Raw genomic sequence first — 21,693 nt, 5'->3', positions numbered from 1 at the left:
TCGCCAAGGCACTGCTAAGCTGAATCAAATCTCCGCCATGTTGGCAGTCGAGGAGGTCATATGATTCGTTCGATGCTGTACGCCACAGACCTTGGCCTGTACGCGCCCGTGGTGATGCAGCATGCCCTGGAGCTGGCCCGGACCTTCAATGCCAATCTGTATGTCGTGCATGCGGTTGAACCCATGGGGTTGTTTGCCGAATCGGTGCTGCAAAGTTATCTCGATGAGCAGGCGCTCAATGAGTTTCATAGCCAGGGCCTGAATACGGTGATTGCCAGTATCGAGCAGCGGGTGCTCGACAGTTTTCGTGAGGAACTGGGGGATGAAGGGGAGCACGACCTGGAGCGGATTCAGGCAGTACGGGTGCTGCAGGGCGACCCGTCGCAAGTGATTCTGGACCAGGCGCAGAAACTCTCCGTGGATTTGTTGATCGTAGGAAGTCACAGCCATGGAGCCGGCGCGGAAACGCCTTTGGGCCGAACCGCCGCCCGTGTCTTGCAACTGTCCAAGGTGCCGGTCTATCTGGTGCCGCTGGTGCAACGTCGGCGCCAAGGGGATCGCTAGAACACGAATAGTGGCATTCCGATAAAAAAGTTCTAGATTTATTCTTCAAGCCATTAATATAGTTATATATCGTCGCTGATGCCCGTGGCGTCTACCTGCTTTGAGGGATTCATATGAAGCTTCAACAATTGCGCTACATCTGGGAAGTGGCGCACCACGACCTCAACGTTTCCGCTACAGCCCAAAGCCTTTACACCTCTCAACCGGGCATCAGCAAACAGATCCGCCTGCTGGAAGATGAACTGGGCGTCGAGGTTTTTGCCCGCAGCGGCAAGCACCTGACCCGGGTTACCCCGGCCGGCGAACGCATTATCACCACCGCTGGCGAAATCCTGCGCAAGGTCGAAAGCATCAAGCAGATCGCCCAGGAATTCTCCAACGAGAAGAAAGGCACCCTGTCGATTGCCACTACCCACACCCAGGCGCGTTACGCGTTGCCGCCGGTGATCAGCAATTTCATCAAGCAATACCCGGACGTTGCCCTGCACATGCATCAGGGGTCGCCGATGCAAATCGCCGAGATGGCCGCTGATGGCACCGTGGATTTTGCCATCGCCACCGAGGCGCTCGAACTGTTCGGCGATCTGGTCATGATGCCGTGCTATCGCTGGAACCGTTGTGTGGTCGTGCCTCAGGGCCATCCGTTGACCAAGTTGTCGAAGCTGACCCTCGAAGCGCTGGCCGAATACCCGATCGTGACCTACGTGTTCGGTTTCACTGGCCGTTCGAAACTCGACGAAGCGTTCAGCCATCGTGGCCTGACGCCGAAAGTCGTGTTCACCGCCGCCGACGCCGACGTGATCAAGACCTATGTTCGCCTGGGGCTGGGCGTGGGCATCGTGGCGAAAATGGCTGTCGACACCAAACTCGACAGCGACCTGGTCGTGCTCGATGCCAGTGAGTTGTTCGAGTCCAGCATCACCAAGATCGGCTTCCGTCGCGGCACCTTCCTGCGGGGTTTCATGTGCGACTTCATCGAGAAGTTCGCGCCGCACCTGACGCGCGAGGTCATGGCCAAGGCCATTCAATGCCACAACAAGCAGGAACTGGAAGAGCTGTTCGACGGCGTCGAACTGCCCGTTCACTGATAGAGCGCCCTAGACCACCTCGGTGACAGCGAACTGTTGCCGAGCGCCCGCCACGATAATCTCCACCTCATCGCCCTCGAACTTGCCCAGCAGGCTTTTGCCCAGCGGTGAGCGAGGGGTGATGACGGTGATCAATTGCCCCACCAGATCGACCTTCAGCCCGGCGGCATCGGGGGCGAGAAACAGCCATTGTTCGCGCCCCTTTTCGTCCTCGAGCCCGAGCAGCGCACCCACTTCGATGCCTCGCTGATCGTCATACGGGCGCAGGGCCAGGTTCTGGCAGAGGGTCAGTGACTGGCGAATCTCCTCGACCCTTCTGGCTTGCCCGGCCGCGAGATACGAGGCCTCCAGCCCCAGGGTGTCGTACTTGTTCTCGGCGATGTTTTCTTCATGGGTTGCCGTTTCGTAAGCGGTTTGCGCGGCCCGTTCGGCGATGTCGAGATCGATCCGCAGCCGGTCGAGAATCAATTGGTGGACGCTGTGTTTATTCATGATCAATCGCAGAATTGCAGGACGTTGGCGCGGCTTTTTTCGCTGGGTGCGGTCCGGTCCTGTTGCAGCCAGAACTGACAGCCAGGGTTGGACAGGTTGCGAGTGCTGCTACGGGCCTGATCGAGCCGTTGCTGCTGCTCGTTCTTGCGCAGGTTTTCCTCATATTGCCCGAACAGCGGGCTCTGGGACGGGATGTCCGGTACCGGTTGAACCACCACCGGTGGTTTGGCCAGTTGCTCCACAGCCGCCGCTACAGGTGCCAGTTGTTCGCTGAAGAACAGGCGCGAAGCGAGCCAGCAGGTCAGCACAATGGCAATGAACCCCAGCCACATGCCGAGGGCGATGCTGCCGGTCAACTGCAGGGCGCTCAGGCGAAACGGGAAGGATCGGCGCGGAGTGGGGCGGTGGGGCATGGTTGCCTCCTGGCGAAAGGTCACTGGCGAGTGGTGATTGTCGCATGAAGAATAATCGCCGTCGGCTCTTCTGCGCGGGGTAATTTATGCGGACAATCGGCGCCTTTGCCAACGGGAGCCTGGAATGCCTGAATTGAAAACCCGCTGGGATATTTTTTGCACCGTGGTCGATAACTTCGGCGACATCGGCGTGACCTGGCGCCTGGCCCGGCAACTGGTGGCCGAGCATGGGCTGGCGGTACGTCTATGGGTCGATGATCTGCGAGCGTTCGAGCGTATTTGCCCGGAAATCGACACCCAAGCCGCGCAGCAGTGGCAGCAAGGCGTCGAAGTGCGGCAATGGTCAGCCGAGTGGCAGCCGGCGCAAGCCGCCGATGTGGTGATCGCTGCATTCGCCTGCCAATTGCCGAGCGCCTATATGGACGCCATGGTCGAAAGGGAAAAGGCACCGCTGTGGATGAACCTCGACTACCTGAGTGCCGAAGACTGGGTGACCGGCTGTCACGGCCTGCCCTCGGTGAAGTACAAAAACGTACAGAAGTTCTTTTTCTTTCCGGGATTCCAGAAGGGCACAGGCGGGTTGATACGCGAGCTCGGGTTGCTTGAGTGTCGTCGGCAATTTCAGCAAGACCCGCAGGCTCAAAAAGAATTCCTGCAGGGGCTGGCAGTAGATCGAGCACCCGGCGCGCAATTGATCTCATTGTTTGCCTATGAGAACGCCGGGCTGGCCAGTTGGCTCGAAGCGATGGCAGGCGATTCGGCGCCCACTCATCTGCTGGTGCCGGAGGGGCGGATACTCGGTGACGTCGAACGCTGGCTCGGAGTGGAAGGGTTGGCGGCCGGTGCCGTGCATGTGCGTGAAGCCTTGACCGTGCAAGTGCTGCCGTTCGTCCGCCAGGACCAATACGACCGGTTGCTGTGGTGCTGCGATTTCAATGCCGTGCGCGGCGAAGACTCCTTTGTGCGCGCTCAATGGGCCGGCCGGCCATTTTTGTGGCACATTTACCGGCAGGAAGAAGATATCCATCTGGACAAGCTCGAAGCCTTCCTCGAACTCTATGCAAAGGGGCTTTCGGACCCGGCGCGGGAAGCGATCAGCGGTCTCTGGCGGGCCTGGAACGCCGGTGAAAAAATGGCCGACCACTGGCAATCCACCCGTAAACACTGGCCAGAGCTGGAAAAACACGCCGAAGCGTGGTGTCTGGAACAGGCCTTGCAGGCGGATCTTGCCACGGCGCTGGTACAGTTTTATGGAAATTGGATATGATACGCGGCCTAGATTTTTGTAAATCCCATCCAAATTCGGATATTCGCAATGAAAACTGGTAAAGAACTCAAACCCGGTACCGTGATCCGTATCGACAACGATCCTTGGCTGGTTCAGAAAGCTGAATTCACCAAGTCCGGTCGTAACAGCGCGATCATGAAGACCAAGCTGAAGAACCTGCTGACCGGCTACAAGACCGAAACCGTATACGGTGCGGACGACAAGCTGGACGACGTGATCCTGGATCGCAAAGAAGCGACCCTGTCCTTCATCAGCGGCGACTCCTACACGTTCATGGACACCACCGACTACACCATGTACGAGCTGAACGCCGAAGACATCGAAGCCGTTCTGCCGTTCGTTGAAGAAGGCATGACCGACGTTTGCGAAGCCGTGTTCTTCGAAGGCCGTCTGGTTTCCGTAGAGCTGCCGACCACCATCGTGCGTCAGGTTGCCTACACCGAAGGTTCCGCTCGCGGCGACACTTCCGGCAAGGTGATGAAGCCTGCCAAACTGAAGAACGGTACCGAACTGTCGGTTGCTGACTTCATCAATATCGACGACATGATCGAGATTGATACCCGCGAAGGCGGTTCCTACAAAGGCCGTGCCAAATAAGCACAGCTTCAGGAATGAAAAAGCCCGACCATTGAGTCGGGCTTTTTTGTGCCTGAAACATTTCACCCTCTGTAGGAGCGAGCCTGCTCGCGATGGACGTTAANTACCCGCGAAGGCGGTTCCTACAAAGGCCGTGCCAAATAAGCACAGCTTCAGGAATGAAAAAGCCCGACCATTGAGTCGGGCTTTTTTGTGCCTGAAACATTTCACCCTCTGTAGGAGCGAGCCTGCTCGCGATGGACGTTAACGATAACGCGGGCTATCTGAATGCCCGTGTTGTCTGGGCGTCCATCGCGAGCAAGCTCGCTCCTACAGGTGGGTAGAGGTTATTTCAGGTGTTGCTTGAGTTCTTCAGACGCCTGCAGCATCGCCGAACGCACTGCTGGCACCTGGCTCACCACATTGAGCAAGCCGTAGTCGTGGATCATGCCGTTGTAGCGAACCGCAGTGACCGGCACACCGGCCTCGTCCAGTTTGCGGGCGTAGGCTTCGCCTTCGTCGCGCAGCACATCGGCACCGGCGGTCTGCACCAGCGCTGGAGGCAATCCCTTTAACTGGGCGGTGGTCGCGCGCAGGGGTGAGGCGTAGATCTCGTTACGCTGATTGGCGTCGGTGGTGTAGTTGTCCCAGAACCACTTCATCATGTTTTTGGTGAGGAAGTGCCCTTCGGCAAACTGGTTGTAGGACGCGGTTTCGAAGCTGGCATAAGTCACCGGCCACAGCAGCACCTGGAACCTGATCGCCGGCGTGCCCTTGTCCTTGGCCATCAGCGCAACCACGGCCGCCATGTTGCCGCCGACGCTGTTGCCGGCTACCGCCAGGCGCTTGCCGTCGACGTTGATCTCTTTACCGTGCTCGGCCACCCATCGGGTCGCGGCGTAAGCCTGGTTGATTGCCACCGGGTAATGCGCTTCCGGCGATGGCGTGTAGTTCACGAATACGGCCGCCGCACCCGAGCCCGTCACCAGGTCACGCACCAGACGTTCGTGGGTCGGGAAATCTCCCAGTACCCAGCCGCCGCCATGGAAGAACATGAACACGGGCAGCTCACCCTTGACCCCGGCTGGCCGGACGATGGTCAGGCTTAGCGGTTTGCCGTCGACTTGAATGGTCTTCTGGCTGACATCGGCCTTTGGCAGTGTCAGTTTCACCCCGGCCTGCGCGCCCACCAGCACGGCGCGGGCATCTTTCGGGCTGAGCTGTTCAAGCGGTTTGCCGGTGCCGGCATTCAGCACGTCGAGGAACGCCTGGGTGTTGTGTTCAACGCCATCACCCGCGAATGCGCCGTTGATCGACAGGGCGAGAAGGGTACCGGTCAAGACCTTGCTGAAAGTGTTCATGTTCGTTTCCTGTTCGGGCCTGGTTGGTGGTCAGACGGTCACGTGCAGGCGCACATCGACGTTGCCGCGGGTGGCGTTGGAGTACGGGCAGACTTGGTGGGCCGCGTCGACCAGTGCTTGGGCATCGGCTTGTTCCAGACCCGGCAGGCTGATGTGCAGGTCGATGTCCAGACCGAAGCCACCAGGAATCTGGCCGATGCCGACGTGGGCGGTGATCGAAGCGTCGTTCGGGATGCTGCGCTTGGTCTGGCTGGCCACGAATTTCAGGGCGCCGATAAAGCAGGCGGAGTAACCGGCAGCGAACAGTTGCTCTGGGTTGGTGGCTGCGCCGCCAGCACCGCCGAGTTCTTTCGGAGTGGCGAGTTTTACGTCGAGGATGTTGTCGCTGGAAACCGCACGACCGTCACGGCCACCGGTGGAAGTTGCGATTGCGGTGTAGAGAGTTTGCATGGTGAAAGCCTCGTTCAGGGTTTGATTTGTTTGCGCTAAATGTTTGCGCGCTAAGTAAGTGCGAAATAAATGTATCGCGCTATTATTTTGCGCGCAAGATAAATTTTGAAAAAAATTCAGAGTGACGACTTTTGTGGTTGGGTTGGCTTGGCTGGAAGTAGCGATTTAGAGGTATCGAGGCGGGATATTTTTGGCGAAAATATTTTTTGGTTCGAAGCGGCTATGCCAACACAAGCGCAAAACAATTGTAGGAGCGAGCAAGCTCGCTCCTACAGAAGGGCATGAAATTACAGGCTGTCTTGCAGGTGGCTGCGCAGCGCTTGCAGTTCCGCTTGCAGGTTTTGCAGGCGCTCCAGCGTCATCCCGCTGGCGCCGAGGATGCATTGGGGAATATCACGGGCCTTGTCGCGCAACGCCCGACCCTGTTCGGTGAGCTCGACGATCACCACGCGCTCGTCTTCACGGCTGCGGGTTCGGCTGAGCAGGCCTTCGGCTTCCAGGCGCTTTAGCAGCGGCGTCAACGAGCCAGGGTCGGTCAGCAACCGCGTGCTGATTTCACCTACGGTCAAACCGTCCCGTTCCCACAGCACCATCATCGCCAGGTATTGCGGGTAGGTCAGGCCCAGCGCTTGCAGCAAGGGTTTGTAGACCTTGGTCATCATCAGCGAAGTGGAATGCAGGGCGAAGCAGGCCTGATTGTCCAGCAGCAGGTTGTCGCAGTTGTCCGGGGTGTTGCGCTCGGTGGTCATGTCGAAGCCTTGATCTGTGATCCTGAGAATCTAGCGGGCGAATCTTTAATGCGCCAGATAATTTCGATCAGTGCCGTTGCAAATGGGTTTGCAGTACCAGATCCCAGGGCGGAACCGGGCTGAAGCGGGTTTTCAGGTACTCCAGCAACAAACGACTGCGGGAGTTGGGTTGTTGTTCCAGGCGCAAGGCATAGATGCCGGCGTTTTCCGGTTTCGGCAGGCCGTTGTCGCAGAACAGCGGCAGCAATTCACCGCGCAACAGGTATTCGCTGGCCAGCCAGGTTGGCAGGTGCGCGATACCCAGTCCGGCCAATGCGCCGCATACCAGCGCCTCGGCATTGTTGGCGCTCATGCGCACCCGCGCCGGCCGGTGCAGCTGCATTTGCCCGTCCCGCTCGAAACGCCAGGCGAAGAGCGGGGCCAGGCCATCCCAGTCGAGTCCGTCGTGTTCGATCAGCTGTGACGGATCGGTCGGCACGCCGCGACGCCGCAAATAATCAGGGCTGGCGCACGCGATTCGCACCATGCTCGCCAGTGTCGTGGCCACCAGCCGGGTGTCGGCCAATTGCCCGGCACGCAGCACCAGATCGACCTTGCCAAGGTTCTGGCCCTGCATGTCGACGAAACTGTCGATCAGGTGCAGTTGCACATCAAGCCCCGGATAGAGCATGAGGAAATCGGCAATCACCGGTGCCAGGTGCCGGCGCCCGAAGGCTGCTGGCGCATCGATACGGATCAGGCCTTCCGGCGCACTGCTCAAGGACACCGCTTCGGCCCGGGCCAGGCGCAACTCGGCGACGATCCGCCGTGCTCGCTCGGCAAAGGCCAATCCCGCCGGGGTAGCGCGTACCGCATGAGTGCTGCGGATGAACAGCCGGCTGCCGACCGCATTTTCCAGGCTGTCGATACGCCGTGCCACGGCCGAAGGTGTCAGCGGATGACGACGCGAGGCGGCGGAAAAACTGCCGGTTTCCAGCACATCAAGGAACAGGGCCAATTGGTCGGTCAGTTGATTGGGGTTCATGGCGAGTCTGCGCTTGTGCGAATTTGGCACAGCCATTGTGCGTCTCTGTGCGTTTCCGCACCAGAAGCAACTGCGTAGGATCGTTGGGGTGGCGTGAGGAGAAATCGGCCGTGATTGAGTTTCTGATGTATCTGGTCTTCGGCGCCGCGTTGGGCACGCTCGGCGGGTTGTTTGGCATCGGCGGCGGCCTGATCGCCATTCCATTGTTGGGCGTTCTGTTCGGGCTCGACCAGCAGATAGCCCAAGGTACAGCGCTGGTGATGGTGGTGCCGAACGTGATGCTGGCGTTGTGGCGTTATCATCAGCGCAACCGGATCGAACTGCACCATGCGTTACCGCTGGCCATCATGGGGTTCTGCTTCGCCTGGCTCGGATCGATCTGGGCGGTGGGCATTGATGCACAAACCATGCGCATAGGCTTTGTCGCCTTTCTAATCGCGCTGTCGGCGTACAACCTCGTTCGCATGTTCGTCGCCAGCGCACCGGCGGCTTCACAGATGAATTACTCATGGCCCTGGCTGGGCCTGCTTGGCGCTGCATCCGGCACGATGGGCGGGTTGTTCGGCGTGGGGGGCGCGGTGGTGGCGACACCCGTGCTGACCAGTCTGTTCGGCACCAGCCAGGTGGTTGCGCAGGGGTTGTCGTTGGCGCTCGCCTTGCCGAGTACGGGGGTGACGCTGGTGACTTACGCCGTGCACCATCAGGTCAGTTGGGTGGTCGGCTTGCCTTTGGCGGTCGGGGGGCTGATGAGCATCAGTTGGGGCGTGAAAGTTGCCCACGCTTTGCCGGAGCGGCTGCTGCGCGGGCTGTTTTGCGGGTTCCTGGTGTTCTGTGTGGTGATGCTCGCCTTCAAAGTTTGAAGCCTTCAACGATGTGTTCGGCCAGGCATTCGGTGATCGGTGACGGGTTATGCAGGTTGCGCACGAGCATGATGCTGGCCTCGGGCAGCAGCGGCAGGTCTTCGGCTTCACCGAGGATGCGCATGTCCGCGGTGATCAGGCTTTCAAGCTGCGCGGTGACTGCCAGGCCGGCGCTGACCACGGCCATGATCGCCGACAGGCTGTCGCTGTTGTACGCCACCCGGTAATCGCGGCCCTGGGCATCCAGGGCATTGCAGGCCCACTGGCGGCAGAAGCAATCACTGTTGAACATCGCCAGCGGCAGCGGCGTCTGCTCGTGAGCGCTGTAGCATTGCGCCTCGGCCCAGACAAAACGCTCCTTGCGCAACAGCTGGCCGATTTCGCTGCCCGGTTCGCGGGTGACGATGGACAGGTCCAGATCCTGTCGCATCAACAGCTGTTTCGATGATTCGCAGTGCACTTCTATCTGAATCAGCGGGTAGGACTGGGCAAATCGGCGCAAAATCCCCGGAAGGAAACGCATCACATAATCGTCCGGCGTACCGATGCGCACTGTGCCGACCATGTCGGGCTCGCGCAGGGTATTGAAGACCTCACTGTGCAGCTTGAGGATCCGCCGGGCATAACCCAGCAACACCTGGCCTTCGGCCGTCAGTCGCACCTGCCGTCCGTCGCGCTGGAACAACTGGCGCTGCAGCACATCTTCTTCCAGTCGTTTCATCTGCATGCTGACGGCTGACTGGGTGCGGTTGACCATTTCGCCTGCGCGGGTAAAGCCGCCCTGGTCGGCGATGGCGACGAAGGTGCGCAACACTTCGGTATCGATACTCGGGTAGGCGGACATCCATCAATCTCCGAGATATGTGACATCAGAAACATTCGTTGGATTGATCTTAGACCCGGCGCGAGACTGGAGCCATCCAAACGGAGGGCAACAAGATGAAAGGTCATCACGAGTTCCATGGCGCAGAAAAACACTCGATTCACCTGATATCCGATCTGCTGCACAAGGTCGGCCGCTGGTACGAACTGCATCGCGAGCGCGAACTGCTGGCGAGCTTGAGCGACGAAGCACTCAAGGACATCGGCATGAGCCGTGCGGATGTGGAGAACGAGTCGATCAAACCGTTCTGGAATGACCCGATGCATAAATGACCCGATCAATAATTGATGAATATCAAGCTACACAAACCCCTTACCGGTGAGGTAGGTTGCGAGCAGACAAGGAGATGCCCATGCCCGCAACGTTGTCCTTTACCCTCAAACAGGCTCGGCGTCTGGCGCTGGCCGCCCAAGGGTTCAACGGGCGGCAGCCGCCAGCGGCGATCAAGGCTGTTGCGCTCAATCGCCTGATCGAACGGCTGGGCATTTTGCAGATCGATTCGGTCAATGCATTGGTGCGTTCGCACTACCTTCCGCTGTTTTCCCGCCTCGGCCATTATTCTTCCGATTTGCTCGATCAGGCTGCCTGGAGTCAGGGCCGAAGACGAACGCTATTCGAGTACTGGGGCCATGAAGCCTCGTTGCTGCCCCTTTCCATGTACCCGTTGATGCGCTGGCGCATGCACCGTGCGAGCCGTGGCGAAGACATTTATCAGCAATTGGCGCGTTTTGGCCGTGAACAGCAAGACACGATTCGCCGGGTACTGGCTTCGGTTGAGGAGCAGGGCGCACTTGGTGCCGGGAGCCTGTCGACCCGTCAGGAACGGGCCGGCCCCTGGTGGGACTGGAGCGCGGAAAAGCATGCGCTGGAATGGCTGTTCGCGGCCGGTGAAGTGACCGTTGCCGGACGGCGCGGGTTCGAAAGGCTCTACGATCTGCCGGAGCGGGTGATTCCTGCGGCGATTCTTGCGCACCCTGTCCTGAGTGAAGGCGACGCCCAGCGTGGCCTGTTGCGGCATGCGGCAACGGCCTTGGGTGTCGGTACGGAGAAGGACTTGCGCGATTATTTCCGCCTGAACCTTGCGGACAGCCGCCTGCGTCTGGCCGAGTTGGTCGAGGCCGGAGAATTGCTCACCTGCGAAGTCCAGGGCTGGCGACAGCCGGCCTATTGTCTGCCCGAGCCGAAAGTGCCGCGTAAAGTCGCGGCCAGTGCATTGCTCTCGCCGTTCGATTCGCTGGTCTGGGAGCGCAGCCGGACCGAGCGGCTGTTCGATTTCCGCTACCGGCTGGAAATCTATACGCCGCAGGACAAGCGCGTTTACGGCTATTACGTCCTGCCGTTCTTGCACAACGAACGGATTGCCGCACGGGTCGATCTGCGCGCGGAACGGGCGAGCGGCCGTTTGGCAGTGCATGCGGTGCATGAAGAGGAGCCCGGGCTGGACGACGAGGGGATGCAGGCATTGGCGGTCAATCTGCGGCAGATGGCGGATTGGCTGGGGTTGGCGCAGGTTCAGTTGAATTGCCCGCGGGCGAGTGCAGACAGGTTGCGGGTGGCATTCTCACAAATTGGCGTTGCCTGAGAGTCCGCATTCGCGGGCAAGCCCGCTCCCACAATGTCCGCATCGCCCACAAATTAAATGTACGGCGCGAACCCTGTGGGAGCGGGCTTGCCCGCGAATGCGGACTATAAGGCAACAAAAAAGCTACTGACTCACCGCCGGACCTGTTTCAAGGTCTCGGCAATCAAAAATGCCAGCTCCAGCGACTGATCGGCGTTCATGCGCGGGTCGCAATGGGTGTGATAGCGATCCGACAAACCGTCCTCGGTAATCGGCCGCGCACCACCGATGCATTCGGTGACGTTCTGCCCGGTCATTTCGATATGGATACCACCGGCATAGCTGCCCTCGGCTTCGTGCACCTGGAAGAACTGCTTCACCTCGCCAAGGATCTGCGCGAAGTCGCGGGTCTTGTAGCCGCTGCTGGCCTTGATCGTATTGCCATGCATCGGGTCGGAACTCCACAGCACCTGCTTGCCTTCACGCTGGACGGCGCGAATCAGCTGCGGCAGGTGATCGCCGACCTTGTTCGCGCCCATCCGTGCGATCAGGTTCAGGCGGCCCGGGTCGTTGTCCGGGTTGAGTACATCGATCAGGCGAATCAGGTCGTCGGGGTTCATGCTTGGGCCGACCTTGACCCCGATCGGGTTGTTCACCCCGCGCAGGAATTCGACGTGGGCGCCGTCGAGCTGGCGGGTGCGGTCGCCGATCCACAGCATGTGGGCCGAGCAGTCGTAGTAATCATTGGTCAGGCTGTCGCGCCGCACGAAGGCTTCTTCGTAGTTCAGCAGCAGCGCTTCGTGGGCGGTGAAGAAGCTGGTTTCACGCAGTTGAGGCGAACTGTCCATGCCACAGGCGCGCATGAACGCCAGGGTTTCATCGATGCGGTCGGCCAGGTGGCTGTATTTTTCCGCCAGCGCCGAGTTGGCGATGAAGTCCAGGTTCCACTTGTGCACCTGATGCAGATCGGCAAAACCGCCCTGGGCGAACGCGCGCAACAGGTTCAGGGTGGCGGTGGACTGGTGATAGGACTGCAACAGGCGCTCGGGGTCCGGCACGCGGCTTTTTTCGTCGAAACCGATGCCGTTGACGATGTCGCCACGGTAGGCGGGCAGGGTCACGCCATCAATGGTTTCGTCATTGGCCGAGCGCGGCTTGGCGAACTGCCCGGCCATGCGCCCGACCTTGACCACCGGACAGCCGGCGGCAAACGTCATCACGATCGCCATCTGCAACAACACCTTGAAGGTGTCGCGGATTTTCGCGGCGGAGAATTCGGCGAAGCTTTCGGCGCAATCGCCGCCCTGCAACAGAAACGCGCGGCCCTGGGTCACCTCGGCAAACTGACGGCGCAACTCCCGGGCTTCACCGGCAAACACCAATGGCGGATAACTGGCCAGGGTCTGCTCGACCTGCTGCAGATGCGCGGCGTCGGGATATCGGGGTTGTTGCTGGATCGGCAGGGCGCGCCAGCTGTTGGGGCTCCAGGGTTGGCTCATCACGGTCTCTAGTGTTTTCGCTCGGACCTCCATGTTATCAGCAAATTAGTGCGTGACCTGTTCCCGTCGCTTCGCCGACAATCTCGCCTTTGCCGCTTTCTACACGCGGTGTTATCGCGTTGCCGGCCCCGGTGACGATCAGGAGATGAAATGACTGAGGAACGCGTCGAGCATCTGCTCGCCGAGGTACAGGACGAGTTCGGCGTGATTCGTGTGCTGGAAGTGGCCGACTACCGTTTTCTCGAGTTCGGTGATGCCATCGAGCAAAGCTGCGTGTTCACCGCCGATCCGAGCTGGCTCGAATACGACTATACCCGGGCGATGCTGATCGGCGCGCTGTGCCACGAGCACCCGGAAAGCGCGTTGTTTCTCGGCCTCGGCGCCGGGACGCTGACTCAGGCCTGTCTCAAGTTCCTGCCGCTGGAAGACGTCGAAGCCATTGAACTGCGCCCGGACGTACCGCGCCTGGCCATCGAGTATCTGGGGCTGGATGACGATCCGCGCCTGTACATCCGCGTTGGCGATGCGCTGGAGCTACTGGACACTGCCGAGTCGGCCGATCTGATTTTCGTCGACCTTTATACCGATGTCGGTCCGGGTGTCGGGCACCTGGCCTGGAGCTTTCTGGAAAACTGCCAGAAGCGATTGAATCCGGGTGGCTGGCTGGTCATCAATCAATGGGCCACCGACGATGGCAAACCCTTGGGCGCCGCCTTGTTGCGCGGTTTGTACCATCGACATTACTGGGAGCTGCCGGTGAAGGAGGGCAATGTGATTCTGATCGTGCCGTCGGAGCTGGATCAGGAGCTGGACATGGACGGCCTGATCGCCCGCGCCCAAGGGCTGGCGCCGCGGTTGGGGTATTCGCTGGATTCGTTGATCAAGGCGATCCGCCCGGCTACCTGAGTTGTCTCTGATGGCCCCTTCGCGGGCAAGCCCGCTCCCACAGGTTTTGCGCAAATCCCTGTGGGAGCGGGCTTGCCCCGGGCGGCGATCCGACGAAGGGGCCCTTAAAGCCACTGCAATGGCTAAATCCCTTTGAACACGCCTGGCCGCCGCTCCACCATCGACCGCACGCCTTCCTTGATATCCTCGCTGGCCATCAACTTCTTGACCAGCGCGGGCAATCCCTGCGCCGCTGCGGTTTCTCCTTCATACCGGGCCTGTCGTGCCGACATCAGTGTCGCCTGCACCCCAAGCGGAGCCTGACGGGCGATCCGCTCAGCCAGTTCAATCGCCCGGGGTAGCAAGTCCTCGCTGGCCATGACTTCCTGCACCAGGCCCAGGTGCAGCGCATCACGGGCGTCGAATTCATCCCCGGTCAGCAACCAGCGCATGGCATTGCCCCAGCCAGCGACCTGATGCAGGCGCAGGGTGGCACCGCCGAACGGGAAGATTCCACGCTGTACCTCCATCTGGGCGAACCGGGTGTTGCTGGCGCACAGGTTGATGTCGGCGGCGAGCATCAATTCGATGCCAACGGTCAGGCAATAGCCCTGGGCGGCGACGATGACCGGCTTGCTGACCCTGGGACCTGCGAACACCCCCCACGGATCACAGCCGCCAGCGGGGACTTGCCAGCCGTCTGCAAGGGTGACGCTGGCATTGACCAGGTCGAGCCCGGCAGTAAAGTGCTCGCCATGCCCGAACACCACTGCTACGCGCGCCTCGCCGTCGGCTTCGAACTCGCCATAGGCCAGGCTCAGTTCGTTGAGCAGGTCGAGATCAAAGGCGTTGCGCTTGGCCACCCGATCCAGACCGATCAGGAACACGTGACCACGCTGTTCGCGGCTGACTCGACTGGAGCAGGGCTGATTCATGGAGCGATCCTCGGGGGTAGGAAAGGCGTGTCAGACCGGCGGTCTGCACGGCAAAGGGTGAACCGTTTTAGCGCCATCACCCGCAAGGCCGGGCCTTTGAAAAATAGACGGCTGACCGATTATTCGCAAAGCCTGTGACACAACGGTGTGTCCGGTGGTATTTCGATAAAAAAAGCTCCCTTTTTGGGCGAATTCCGGTATAGTGCGCGCCGGCCTTTAACCGGGCCGCGTTTAGGTAGCGCAATTCCCCGAAGCCAGCTTCGGCTGCACGTCCGCCCAGCGGACTCTTCCTTGACGATTCTTTTTCATTCATTCGTTTTCGCAAATCCCCGCCGACAAAGCTGCCAGGGCGACTCTTGAGTCTCAACACGGCATGTGCAGCTTTGGAGCATGGGTCTTTGCGGATGCACTTAGAGGCAGACCCATGACCCAGGAAATCGGCGGCTTCGCCGCTCTTGAACTTCACCCTAATATTGTCGCTGCAGTAGTCGCTACCGGCTATGAAGAGCCTTCGGCCATTCAGCAGCAGTCGATCCCGATCATTCTCGCCGGTCACGATATGATTGGTCAGGCGCAAACCGGTACCGGTAAAACCGCTGCCTTTGCCCTGCCAATCCTGCACCGCATTGATCCGTCCAAGCGCGAGCCGCAAGCTCTGATCCTGGCCCCAACTCGTGAGTTGGCGCTACAAGTTGCAACCGCTTTCGAAACCTACGCCAAGCAAATGCCGGGCGTGACTGTTGTGGCTGTCTACGGCGGCGCGCCGATGGGCCCACAACTGAAAGCAATCCGTAATGGCGCACAGATCGTTGTCGCCACTCCGGGCCGTCTGTGCGACCACCTGCGTCGCGACGAAAAAGTACTGGCGACCGTGAACCACCTGGTTCTCGACGAAGCCGACGAAATGCTCAAGCTGGGCTTCATGGACGACCTGGAAGTCATCTTCAAGGCCATGCCGGAAACCCGTCAGACCGTATTGTTCTCGGCGACCTTGCCGCAATCGATCCGTGCCATCGCCGAACGCCACCTGCGCGATCCGAAGCACGTCAAGATCCAGAGCAAGACCCAGACCGTTACCGCGATCGAGCAGGCTCACCTGCTGGTTCACGCTGACCAGAAGACTTCGGCCGTTCTCAGCTTGCTGGAAGTGGAAGATTTCGACGCCCTGATCATGTTCGTACGCACCAAGCAAGCGACCCTGGACCTGGCCAGTGCCCTGGAAGCCAAAGGCTACAAAGCCGCTGCGCTGAACGGTGACATCGCCCAGAACCAGCGTGAGCGCGTGATCGACTCCCTCAAGGATGGCCGTCTGGATATCGTTGTGGCGACCGACGTTGCTGCTCGTGGCCTGGACGTTCCGCGCATCACTCACGTGTTCAACGTTGACATGCCGTACGATCCTGAGTCCTACGTTCACCGTATCGGCCGTACCGGCCGTGCCGGTCGCGAAGGTCGTGCACTGCTGCTGGTGACTCCGCGTGAGCGCCGCATGCTGCAAGTGATCGAGCGTGTAACCGGTCAGAAGGTTGCTGAAGTTCGCCTGCCAGACGCTCAGGCTGTTCTGGATGCGCGCATCAAGAAACTGACCAACAGCCTGTCGCCGCTGGTGGCCGATGCCGAATCGACCCACGGTGATCTGCTCGATCGCCTGACCGCCGACATCGGTTGCAGCCCGCGTGCCCTGGCCGCAGCCCTGCTGCGCAAGGCTACCAACGGTCAAGCGCTGAACCTGGCCGCTATCGAGAAAGAACGTCCACTGGTGCCGAACAACGCACCGCGTGGCGATCGTCCAGAGCGTTCCGGTGATCGTCCTGAGCGTGGTGACCGCGAGCGTCGTGCTCCGATGCCGCTGGGCGAAGGCCGTGCCCGTTGCCGTACCGCGCTGGGCGCGCGTGACGGTATCGCCGCCAAGAACCTGCTGGGCGCCATCCTCAACGAAGGTGGCCTGGCGCGTGAAGCGATCGGTCGCATCCAGGTGCGTGACAGCTTCAGCCTCGTCGAGCTGCCGGAAGATGGTCTTGAGAAGTTGCTGACCAAGCTGAAGGACACTCGCGTTGCCGGCAAGCAGTTGAAGCTGCGTCGCTACCGCGAAGATTGATCCGCTCCTGGGCTGATTGATCGAACATGAAAAATCCCCGACTGGTTCGGGGATTTTTTTGCCTGCAGTTCAAGCCTGGCTGAAGAGTGGCGGTGGCCCCTTCGCGAGCAAGCCCGCTCCCACAGGCGACCGCGTTACTTCAGAAAGAATGCGATCAAATGTGGGAGCGGGCTTGCTCGCGAAGGCCGCGACGCGGTCTGTCTGTCAGCCGAAGCGGTAAATGTCCATGCCCAGCGCACCCATGGTGAACCCCTGATGAGCAATGCTGAACTGCCCACCGGCGGCACGGGCAAAGTACAGCGGCAACAAGTGTTCGTCGCTGGGATGGTTGCGCACGGCATTCGGTGCTTGCGCGCGATAGTCGTGCAGCGCGGCTTCGTCGTTCGCTGCAAGCTTCTCGATCATCCAGTCGCGAAACGCCAGTGCCCAGGGTTCCACGCTCTCGGGGCCTGCATGCCAGTCCAGTTCCCGCAGGTTGTGGGTGATGCTGCCAGAACCGATCAGCAGGACGCCTTGCTCGCGCAGGCTGGCCAGGGCGTGACCCACTTGGGTCTGCAGGGCAGGGCCGCCTCGGGTGGGCAGCGAAACCTGGACGATCGGGATGTCTGCTTGCGGGTACATCAGCGACAGGGGCACCCAGACGCCATGGTCGAACGGCCGATTGCTGTCGATGCGCGCAGGAAGGCCAGCGGTTTTCAATAACCCGGTAACCTCTGCGGCGAGTCCTGGATCGCCGGGAGCCGGGTACTGCACTTCGAACAGGGCTTTGGGAAAACCACCGAAGTCATGCCAGGTTTCCGGTTGCGGATTGCCGCTGACCAGCAGCTCATTGCTTTCCCAGTGCGCAGACACCATCACGATGGCCTTGGGCTTGGGTATTGCGGCGGCCAGGCGGGCGAGGGCCGGCCCGCTGGCACCGGGCTCCAGGGCGAGCATGGGGGAGCCGTGGGATATGTACAGGCTGGGGAACATGAATGAGCTCCTGAGAGTTAAGATGCAACATCTTCAGTCAGATCATTAATCTAAATCTAATATAAGTTTTAGGGTGTTTTGATCGAATTTTCGGGGTTAATTATGCAGCCGGAGTTTTGGCACAAGAAGTGGGCGTCGAATCAGATCGGCTTTCACCTTCCGCAGGTGAACCCACATCTACAGCGGTTCTGGCCACAGCTGGGCCTGGAAGAAAGCACGCGGGTGCTGGTGCCGTTGTGCGGCAAGAGCCTGGATCTGTTGTGGCTGGCGCACTGCGGGCATGAGGTGCTGGGTGTCGAATTGTCGGAGAAGGCCGTGGAGGACTTCTTCAGTGAGCATCAACTGGATCCGACCGTCAGTGAGCAAGGGCCTTTCAATGTGTACCGGGCGGGCTCCATCGAGCTTTGGTGCGGAGACTTTTTTGCGTTGACGCCTGGTGATGTCGCAGATTGCTCTGCGCTTTACGATCGCGCCGCGTTGATTGCCTTACCGCCATCGATGCGCGAGCAGTACGCGACGCATTTGAAACAGATTCTGCCCAAGGGCTCTCTGGGGGTGTTGATCACGCTGGACTACGATCAGGCTGAAATGTCCGGGCCGCCATTTGCTGTGCTCGATGATGAAGTACAGCGGTTGTTCGGGGCTTCGTGGGGATTGAAGATCCTCGAAGATCAGGATGTCTTGAGCGGGAGCGGGAAGTTCCTTGAAGCGGGTGTGACGCGACTTGAGGAGCGGGTGTATCGGGTTTCCAGTCGGTAATAGCGGTTAGCAGCACTGGCCCCTTCGCGAGCGGGCTCGCTCCCACCTCTGATCTGTGGCATCAGTGGGGGCGAGCCTGCTCGCGAAGGGGGCCGAAAGAACACCCAATAATCCAGCAGACAAAAAAGGCCCGCATCACTGCGGGCCTTTCATTTGCGGTGGAGCCTCTTAGCCGCGACGACGAGCCAGGGCGTCGATACGCTCTTCCAGTGGCGGATGGCTCATGAACATGCGAGCGAAGCCTTGCTTGATGCCACCGTTGATGCCGAAGGCGTTCAGGGTGTCGGGCATGTGCACCGGCAGGCCTTGTTCCGCCCGCAGACGTTGCAGGGCGCCAATCATCGCGGCGGTGCCGGCCAGGTTTGCACCGGCTTCGTCGGCACGGAATTCGCGCTTGCGCGAGAACCACATGACGATGGCGCTGGCCAGGATGCCCAGAACCAGTTCGGCGAAGATGGTCGCCACGTAGTAGGCAATGCCCTGGCCTTCTTCGTTCTTGAAGATCACTTTGTCGACGAAATTGCCGATGATCCGCGCAAAGAACATCACGAAGGTGTTCACCACGCCCTGAATCAGTGCCAGGGTGACCATGTCGCCATTGGCTACGTGACCGATTTCGTGGGCCAGGACGGCTTTCACTTCATCCGGCGAGAAGCGCTCGAGCAAACCCTGGCTGACCGCGACCAGTGCGTCGTTCTTGTTCCAGCCGGTGGCGAAGGCGTTCGCCTCGTAGGCCGGGAAGATACCGACTTCGGGCATCTTGATCCCGGCTTCGCGGGACAGTTGCTCGACGGTTTGCAGCAGCCATTGCTCGTGACGGGTGCGTGGCTGGGTGATGATCTGGGTGCTGGTGCTCATCTTCGCCATCCACTTGGAGATGAACAGCGAGAACAGCGAGCCGGCGAAACCAAAGACCGCACAGAAAATCAGCAGCTGATTGAGGTTGAGGTCAACCCCATTGGCCGCCATGAACCCGTTGAAGCCGAAAAGGCTCAGGGTGATGCTGGCAATCAGCACGACCGCCAGGTTAGTGGCCAAGAACAGCAGGATGCGCATCATGGTTGTAGAAATCTCCTCATGCTTAAGATGTAGCGTACTGCGGGGTATATAAGGTGCTGCACCGGGGTATTCAACCGGGTGACTATTTCAAACTGTGTCCTACGGCAACAGTCTAGCTGCTTGCAGGGCATTTCCTACGCGAGTGCGGGAAGTGTTTGTCGGTCAGTTCATGTCCAAAGCCCCGCCTTTGTCAGGCGCGAGCAGGCAAGACGTTACCCGGCGGCGGGCAAAGCGGCAGCCAGTGGCGGAATGCAAAAAAGTGTTGCCGGATGAATCACCGTGCGACATGCAGGCGCGTCGCACGGTGATTGGGCGCTTACTGGCGGTAGGACTTGAGGAAGCCGCCGATGCGTCCGATGGCCATCTCCAGGTCATCGACACGTGGCAGGGTCACGACGCGGAAGTGGTCTGGCCATGGCCAGTTGAATGCGGTGCCTTGAACCACCAGCAGCTTTTCCGAGAGCAGCAGGTCGAGGACGAATTTTTCGTCGTTATGGATCGGGCAGACCTTGGGGTCGATCCGCGGGAATGCATACAGCGCGCCCATCGGCTTGACGCAGCTCACGCCCGGAATGTCGTTGAGCAATTCCCAGGTGCGGTTGCGTTGTTCCAGCAAGCGGCCTGGCGGCAGCACCAGGTCATTGATGCTCTGATAGCCACCCAGGGCGGTCTGGATCGCGTGCTGGCTGGGCACGTTGGCGCACAGGCGCATGTTCGCCAGCATGTCGATGCCTTCGATGTAGCTCTGGGCGTGGTGTTTCGGCCCGGAAATGGCGATCCAGCCGGAACGGAAACCGGCCACGCGATAGGACTTGGACAAACCGTTGAAGGTCAGGCAGAGCAGGTCGGGCGCCAGGGAAGCGGTGCAGATGTGCACGGCATCGTCGTAGAGGATCTTGTCGTAGATCTCGTCGGAGAACACCACCAGATTGTGCTGGCGGGCCAGTTCCAGCATGCCCAGCAGCACTTCTTTGGAGTACACCGCGCCGGTCGGGTTGTTCGGGTTGATGATCACCAGGGCCTTGGTGTTCGGGGTGATCTTGGCCTTGATGTCGGCCAGGTCCGGCCACCAGTTGGCTTGCTCGTCGCACAGGTAATGCACCGGATTGCCGCCGGACAGGCTCACGGCTGCGGTCCACAACGGATAGTCAGGCGCAGGCACCAGCACTTCGTCGCCATTGTTGAGCAGGGCCTGCATCGACATCACGATCAGTTCGGATACGCCGTTGCCCAGGTAGATGTCTTCAATGCCGACGCCTTCTACCTGCTTTTGCTGGTAATACTGCATCACGGCCTTGCGCGCACTGAACAGGCCCTTGGAATCGCTGTAACCCTGGGCGGTCGGCAGGTTGCGGATCACGTCCTGGAGAATTTCGTCCGGCGCTTCGAAACCAAAAGGCGCCGGGTTGCCGATGTTCAGCTTGAGGATGCGATGGCCTTCCTCTTCCAGGCGCTTGGCGTGCTTGAGCACCGGGCCGCGAATGTCATAGCAGACGTTGGCGAGCTTGTTCGATTTGCTGACCTGCATGGCGATGTGTTCCCGAAAATGAACGATCCAGACGGCGTTTGGACAACCGTGCTGGGAATCCTGCGTATTCACACAGGCCTGACGCCTTGAGATGCAGCACCCATATTTCCGTTTGAATGCGCGTGGTCTGGCTGCCAGACTGGCGTTTGACGAGGCGCAATCATACGTGCCGCCCGATCCGTGGAAAAGGTACAGATCGGGCTTTTTCAGCCGCTGAGGTGTGATGATGGAAAAGTTGGAAAAAACCCTGGAAGAATGGAAGGCGATGCTCGATCCAGAGCAATACAACGTGTGCCGCCTCAAGGGCACCGAACGACCGTTTTCCGGCAAGTACAACGCCACCAAAACCGACGGTGTGTACCACTGCATCTGCTGCAAAGAGCCGCTGTTCGACTCCAGTACCAAGTTCGACTCGGGTTGCGGCTGGCCGAGTTTCTATGCGCCGATCGGCGACAGCGCCATGACCGAAATCCGTGACGTCAGCCATGGCATGATCCGCACCGAAGTGGTCTGCGCCAAATGTGACGCGCACCTGGGGCACGTTTTCCCGGACGGCCCACCGCCTACCGGCCTGCGTTACTGCATCAATTCGGTGTGCCTGGACCTCGTTCCACGCGAGTAATGCGAGCCCCGTAGGAGCGAGCTTGCT

23 protein-coding genes are annotated in these 21,693 nt (G+C 60.0%); 11 read left to right on the top strand and 12 right to left on the bottom strand.

What is annotated here, in order from left to right:
- The first annotated feature begins 60 nt into the window (after positions 1–60).
- Entirely contained in the window at positions 61–564 is a 504-nt protein-coding gene (locus ACLD1X_RS21080; RefSeq protein WP_007973551.1) for a universal stress protein, read from the top strand.
- 113 nt (positions 565–677) lie between these two features.
- Entirely contained in the window at positions 678–1,652 is a 975-nt protein-coding gene (cysB, locus tag ACLD1X_RS21075) for an HTH-type transcriptional regulator CysB (protein WP_007899921.1), read from the top strand.
- A 9-nt stretch (positions 1,653–1,661) separates the two neighbouring features.
- On the opposite strand, the gene ACLD1X_RS21070 is transcribed toward cysB, so the two are convergent.
- Positions 1,662–2,144: a GreA/GreB family elongation factor gene (locus tag ACLD1X_RS21070; RefSeq protein WP_429370915.1), complete on the bottom strand. Its 483-nt coding sequence runs from the start codon at positions 2,142–2,144 to the stop codon at positions 1,662–1,664.
- A 2-nt stretch (positions 2,145–2,146) separates the two neighbouring features.
- Complete coding sequence (locus ACLD1X_RS21065) at positions 2,147–2,557, bottom strand: hypothetical protein (RefSeq protein WP_429370913.1); 411 nt, start codon at positions 2,555–2,557, stop codon at positions 2,147–2,149.
- Between the two features lie 124 nt (positions 2,558–2,681).
- On the opposite strand from ACLD1X_RS21065, the gene earP reads away from it, so the two are divergent.
- Entirely contained in the window at positions 2,682–3,824 is a 1,143-nt protein-coding gene (gene earP / locus ACLD1X_RS21060) for an elongation factor P maturation arginine rhamnosyltransferase EarP (RefSeq protein ID WP_429370911.1), read from the top strand.
- Positions 3,825–3,872: 48 nt separating this feature from the next.
- Positions 3,873–4,442, top strand: a complete 570-nt coding sequence (locus ACLD1X_RS21055; protein ID WP_007983530.1) for an elongation factor P — start codon at positions 3,873–3,875, stop codon at positions 4,440–4,442.
- A gap of 326 nt (positions 4,443–4,768) precedes the next feature.
- Here ACLD1X_RS21055 and ACLD1X_RS21050 read toward each other — a convergent pair whose 3' ends face one another.
- From ACLD1X_RS21050 to ACLD1X_RS21035, 4 genes are all read right to left on the bottom strand, one after another.
- Positions 4,769–5,782, bottom strand: coding sequence for an alpha/beta hydrolase (locus tag ACLD1X_RS21050; protein WP_429370909.1), 1,014 nt, complete (start codon positions 5,780–5,782; stop codon positions 4,769–4,771).
- Between the two features lie 30 nt (positions 5,783–5,812).
- Positions 5,813–6,232 (bottom strand): organic hydroperoxide resistance protein, encoded by a 420-nt coding sequence (locus ACLD1X_RS21045; protein WP_046031808.1) that lies wholly within the window; start codon positions 6,230–6,232, stop codon positions 5,813–5,815.
- Between the two features lie 287 nt (positions 6,233–6,519).
- The gene (locus ACLD1X_RS21040) at positions 6,520–6,981 is read right to left on the bottom strand and encodes a MarR family winged helix-turn-helix transcriptional regulator (protein ID WP_085715321.1); all 462 of its coding nucleotides are present in this window, start codon (positions 6,979–6,981) and stop codon (positions 6,520–6,522) included.
- A gap of 67 nt (positions 6,982–7,048) precedes the next feature.
- The gene (locus ACLD1X_RS21035; protein WP_429370906.1) at positions 7,049–8,005 is read right to left on the bottom strand and encodes a LysR family transcriptional regulator; all 957 of its coding nucleotides are present in this window, start codon (positions 8,003–8,005) and stop codon (positions 7,049–7,051) included.
- Positions 8,006–8,115: 110 nt separating this feature from the next.
- Here ACLD1X_RS21035 and ACLD1X_RS21030 point away from each other — a divergent pair, with 110 nt between their 5' ends.
- Positions 8,116–8,865: a sulfite exporter TauE/SafE family protein gene (locus ACLD1X_RS21030; protein ID WP_429370904.1), complete on the top strand. Its 750-nt coding sequence runs from the start codon at positions 8,116–8,118 to the stop codon at positions 8,863–8,865.
- On the opposite strand, the gene ACLD1X_RS21025 is transcribed toward ACLD1X_RS21030, so the two are convergent.
- Positions 8,855–9,709, bottom strand: a complete 855-nt coding sequence (locus tag ACLD1X_RS21025; protein ID WP_008017199.1) for a LysR substrate-binding domain-containing protein — start codon at positions 9,707–9,709, stop codon at positions 8,855–8,857. The two genes, ACLD1X_RS21030 and ACLD1X_RS21025, sit on opposite strands and share 11 nt — an antisense overlap.
- Positions 9,710–9,804: 95 nt before the next feature.
- Between ACLD1X_RS21025 and ACLD1X_RS21020 the strand changes: the two genes are divergently transcribed.
- Positions 9,805–10,020, top strand: coding sequence for a DUF1127 domain-containing protein (locus tag ACLD1X_RS21020; RefSeq protein WP_429370902.1), 216 nt, complete (start codon positions 9,805–9,807; stop codon positions 10,018–10,020).
- Between the two features lie 80 nt (positions 10,021–10,100).
- Positions 10,101–11,330 (top strand): winged helix-turn-helix domain-containing protein, encoded by a 1,230-nt coding sequence (locus tag ACLD1X_RS21015; protein ID WP_429370900.1) that lies wholly within the window; start codon positions 10,101–10,103, stop codon positions 11,328–11,330.
- 131 nt (positions 11,331–11,461) lie between these two features.
- Here the strand turns inward: ACLD1X_RS21015 and ACLD1X_RS21010 are convergent, their stop codons facing one another.
- Complete coding sequence (locus tag ACLD1X_RS21010; protein ID WP_429370898.1) at positions 11,462–12,808, bottom strand: class II 3-deoxy-7-phosphoheptulonate synthase; 1,347 nt, start codon at positions 12,806–12,808, stop codon at positions 11,462–11,464.
- A gap of 150 nt (positions 12,809–12,958) precedes the next feature.
- On the opposite strand from ACLD1X_RS21010, the gene ACLD1X_RS21005 reads away from it, so the two are divergent.
- Positions 12,959–13,714: a spermidine synthase gene (locus ACLD1X_RS21005; protein ID WP_429370896.1), complete on the top strand. Its 756-nt coding sequence runs from the start codon at positions 12,959–12,961 to the stop codon at positions 13,712–13,714.
- A 122-nt stretch (positions 13,715–13,836) separates the two neighbouring features.
- Here ACLD1X_RS21005 and ACLD1X_RS21000 read toward each other — a convergent pair whose 3' ends face one another.
- Entirely contained in the window at positions 13,837–14,628 is a 792-nt protein-coding gene (locus ACLD1X_RS21000; RefSeq protein ID WP_429370894.1) for a crotonase/enoyl-CoA hydratase family protein, read from the bottom strand.
- A gap of 424 nt (positions 14,629–15,052) precedes the next feature.
- Between ACLD1X_RS21000 and ACLD1X_RS20995 the strand changes: the two genes are divergently transcribed.
- A complete protein-coding gene (locus ACLD1X_RS20995) occupies positions 15,053–16,726 on the top strand; it encodes a DEAD/DEAH box helicase (RefSeq protein ID WP_056856386.1) in 1,674 nt (557 codons plus the stop codon).
- Between the two features lie 204 nt (positions 16,727–16,930).
- Here the strand turns inward: ACLD1X_RS20995 and ACLD1X_RS20990 are convergent, their stop codons facing one another.
- The gene (locus tag ACLD1X_RS20990; RefSeq protein ID WP_429370891.1) at positions 16,931–17,698 is read right to left on the bottom strand and encodes a DODA-type extradiol aromatic ring-opening family dioxygenase; all 768 of its coding nucleotides are present in this window, start codon (positions 17,696–17,698) and stop codon (positions 16,931–16,933) included.
- A 102-nt stretch (positions 17,699–17,800) separates the two neighbouring features.
- On the opposite strand from ACLD1X_RS20990, the gene ACLD1X_RS20985 reads away from it, so the two are divergent.
- Positions 17,801–18,457: a thiopurine S-methyltransferase gene (locus tag ACLD1X_RS20985; protein WP_429370940.1), complete on the top strand. Its 657-nt coding sequence runs from the start codon at positions 17,801–17,803 to the stop codon at positions 18,455–18,457.
- A gap of 168 nt (positions 18,458–18,625) precedes the next feature.
- Here ACLD1X_RS20985 and htpX read toward each other — a convergent pair whose 3' ends face one another.
- Positions 18,626–19,516: a protease HtpX gene (gene htpX / locus ACLD1X_RS20980; RefSeq protein ID WP_007973520.1), complete on the bottom strand. Its 891-nt coding sequence runs from the start codon at positions 19,514–19,516 to the stop codon at positions 18,626–18,628.
- A 316-nt stretch (positions 19,517–19,832) separates the two neighbouring features.
- Positions 19,833–21,044, bottom strand: a complete 1,212-nt coding sequence (locus tag ACLD1X_RS20975; RefSeq protein WP_008017190.1) for a pyridoxal phosphate-dependent aminotransferase — start codon at positions 21,042–21,044, stop codon at positions 19,833–19,835.
- Positions 21,045–21,270: 226 nt separating this feature from the next.
- Here ACLD1X_RS20975 and msrB point away from each other — a divergent pair, with 226 nt between their 5' ends.
- Positions 21,271–21,666, top strand: coding sequence for a peptide-methionine (R)-S-oxide reductase MsrB (gene msrB, locus ACLD1X_RS20970; RefSeq protein WP_429370888.1), 396 nt, complete (start codon positions 21,271–21,273; stop codon positions 21,664–21,666).
- Positions 21,667–21,693: the final 27 nt, after the last annotated feature.

The organism is Pseudomonas sp. 18173 (assembly GCF_050432945.1).
In the GTDB taxonomy this organism is placed as follows: Bacteria; Pseudomonadota; Gammaproteobacteria; order Pseudomonadales; family Pseudomonadaceae; genus Aquipseudomonas.
This window is presented reverse-complemented; position numbering and strand designations above follow the sequence as displayed.

Coding starts and splice junctions, on each gene's coding strand:
- htpX (WP_007973520.1), bottom strand. CDS start 19,516: ATGATGCGCATCCTGCTGTTCTTGGCCACTAACCTGGCGGTCGTGCTG.
- ACLD1X_RS20975 (WP_008017190.1), bottom strand. CDS start 21,044: ATGCAGGTCAGCAAATCGAACAAGCTCGCCAACGTCTGCTATGACATT.
- ACLD1X_RS21040 (WP_085715321.1), bottom strand. CDS start 6,981: ATGACCACCGAGCGCAACACCCCGGACAACTGCGACAACCTGCTGCTG.
- ACLD1X_RS21050 (WP_429370909.1), bottom strand. CDS start 5,782: ATGAACACTTTCAGCAAGGTCTTGACCGGTACCCTTCTCGCCCTGTCG.
- ACLD1X_RS20985 (WP_429370940.1), top strand. CDS start 17,801: ATGCAGCCGGAGTTTTGGCACAAGAAGTGGGCGTCGAATCAGATCGGC.
- ACLD1X_RS21020 (WP_429370902.1), top strand. CDS start 9,805: ATGAAAGGTCATCACGAGTTCCATGGCGCAGAAAAACACTCGATTCAC.
- ACLD1X_RS21065 (WP_429370913.1), bottom strand. CDS start 2,557: ATGCCCCACCGCCCCACTCCGCGCCGATCCTTCCCGTTTCGCCTGAGC.
- ACLD1X_RS20990 (WP_429370891.1), bottom strand. CDS start 17,698: ATGTTCCCCAGCCTGTACATATCCCACGGCTCCCCCATGCTCGCCCTG.
- ACLD1X_RS21035 (WP_429370906.1), bottom strand. CDS start 8,005: ATGAACCCCAATCAACTGACCGACCAATTGGCCCTGTTCCTTGATGTG.
- ACLD1X_RS21045 (WP_046031808.1), bottom strand. CDS start 6,232: ATGCAAACTCTCTACACCGCAATCGCAACTTCCACCGGTGGCCGTGAC.
- ACLD1X_RS21000 (WP_429370894.1), bottom strand. CDS start 14,628: ATGAATCAGCCCTGCTCCAGTCGAGTCAGCCGCGAACAGCGTGGTCAC.
- ACLD1X_RS21055 (WP_007983530.1), top strand. CDS start 3,873: ATGAAAACTGGTAAAGAACTCAAACCCGGTACCGTGATCCGTATCGAC.
- earP (WP_429370911.1), top strand. CDS start 2,682: ATGCCTGAATTGAAAACCCGCTGGGATATTTTTTGCACCGTGGTCGAT.
- msrB (WP_429370888.1), top strand. CDS start 21,271: ATGGAAAAGTTGGAAAAAACCCTGGAAGAATGGAAGGCGATGCTCGAT.
- ACLD1X_RS21080 (WP_007973551.1), top strand. CDS start 61: ATGATTCGTTCGATGCTGTACGCCACAGACCTTGGCCTGTACGCGCCC.
- ACLD1X_RS21025 (WP_008017199.1), bottom strand. CDS start 9,709: ATGTCCGCCTACCCGAGTATCGATACCGAAGTGTTGCGCACCTTCGTC.
- ACLD1X_RS21015 (WP_429370900.1), top strand. CDS start 10,101: ATGCCCGCAACGTTGTCCTTTACCCTCAAACAGGCTCGGCGTCTGGCG.
- ACLD1X_RS20995 (WP_056856386.1), top strand. CDS start 15,053: ATGACCCAGGAAATCGGCGGCTTCGCCGCTCTTGAACTTCACCCTAAT.
- ACLD1X_RS21005 (WP_429370896.1), top strand. CDS start 12,959: ATGACTGAGGAACGCGTCGAGCATCTGCTCGCCGAGGTACAGGACGAG.
- cysB (WP_007899921.1), top strand. CDS start 678: ATGAAGCTTCAACAATTGCGCTACATCTGGGAAGTGGCGCACCACGAC.
- ACLD1X_RS21070 (WP_429370915.1), bottom strand. CDS start 2,144: ATGAATAAACACAGCGTCCACCAATTGATTCTCGACCGGCTGCGGATC.
- ACLD1X_RS21010 (WP_429370898.1), bottom strand. CDS start 12,808: ATGAGCCAACCCTGGAGCCCCAACAGCTGGCGCGCCCTGCCGATCCAG.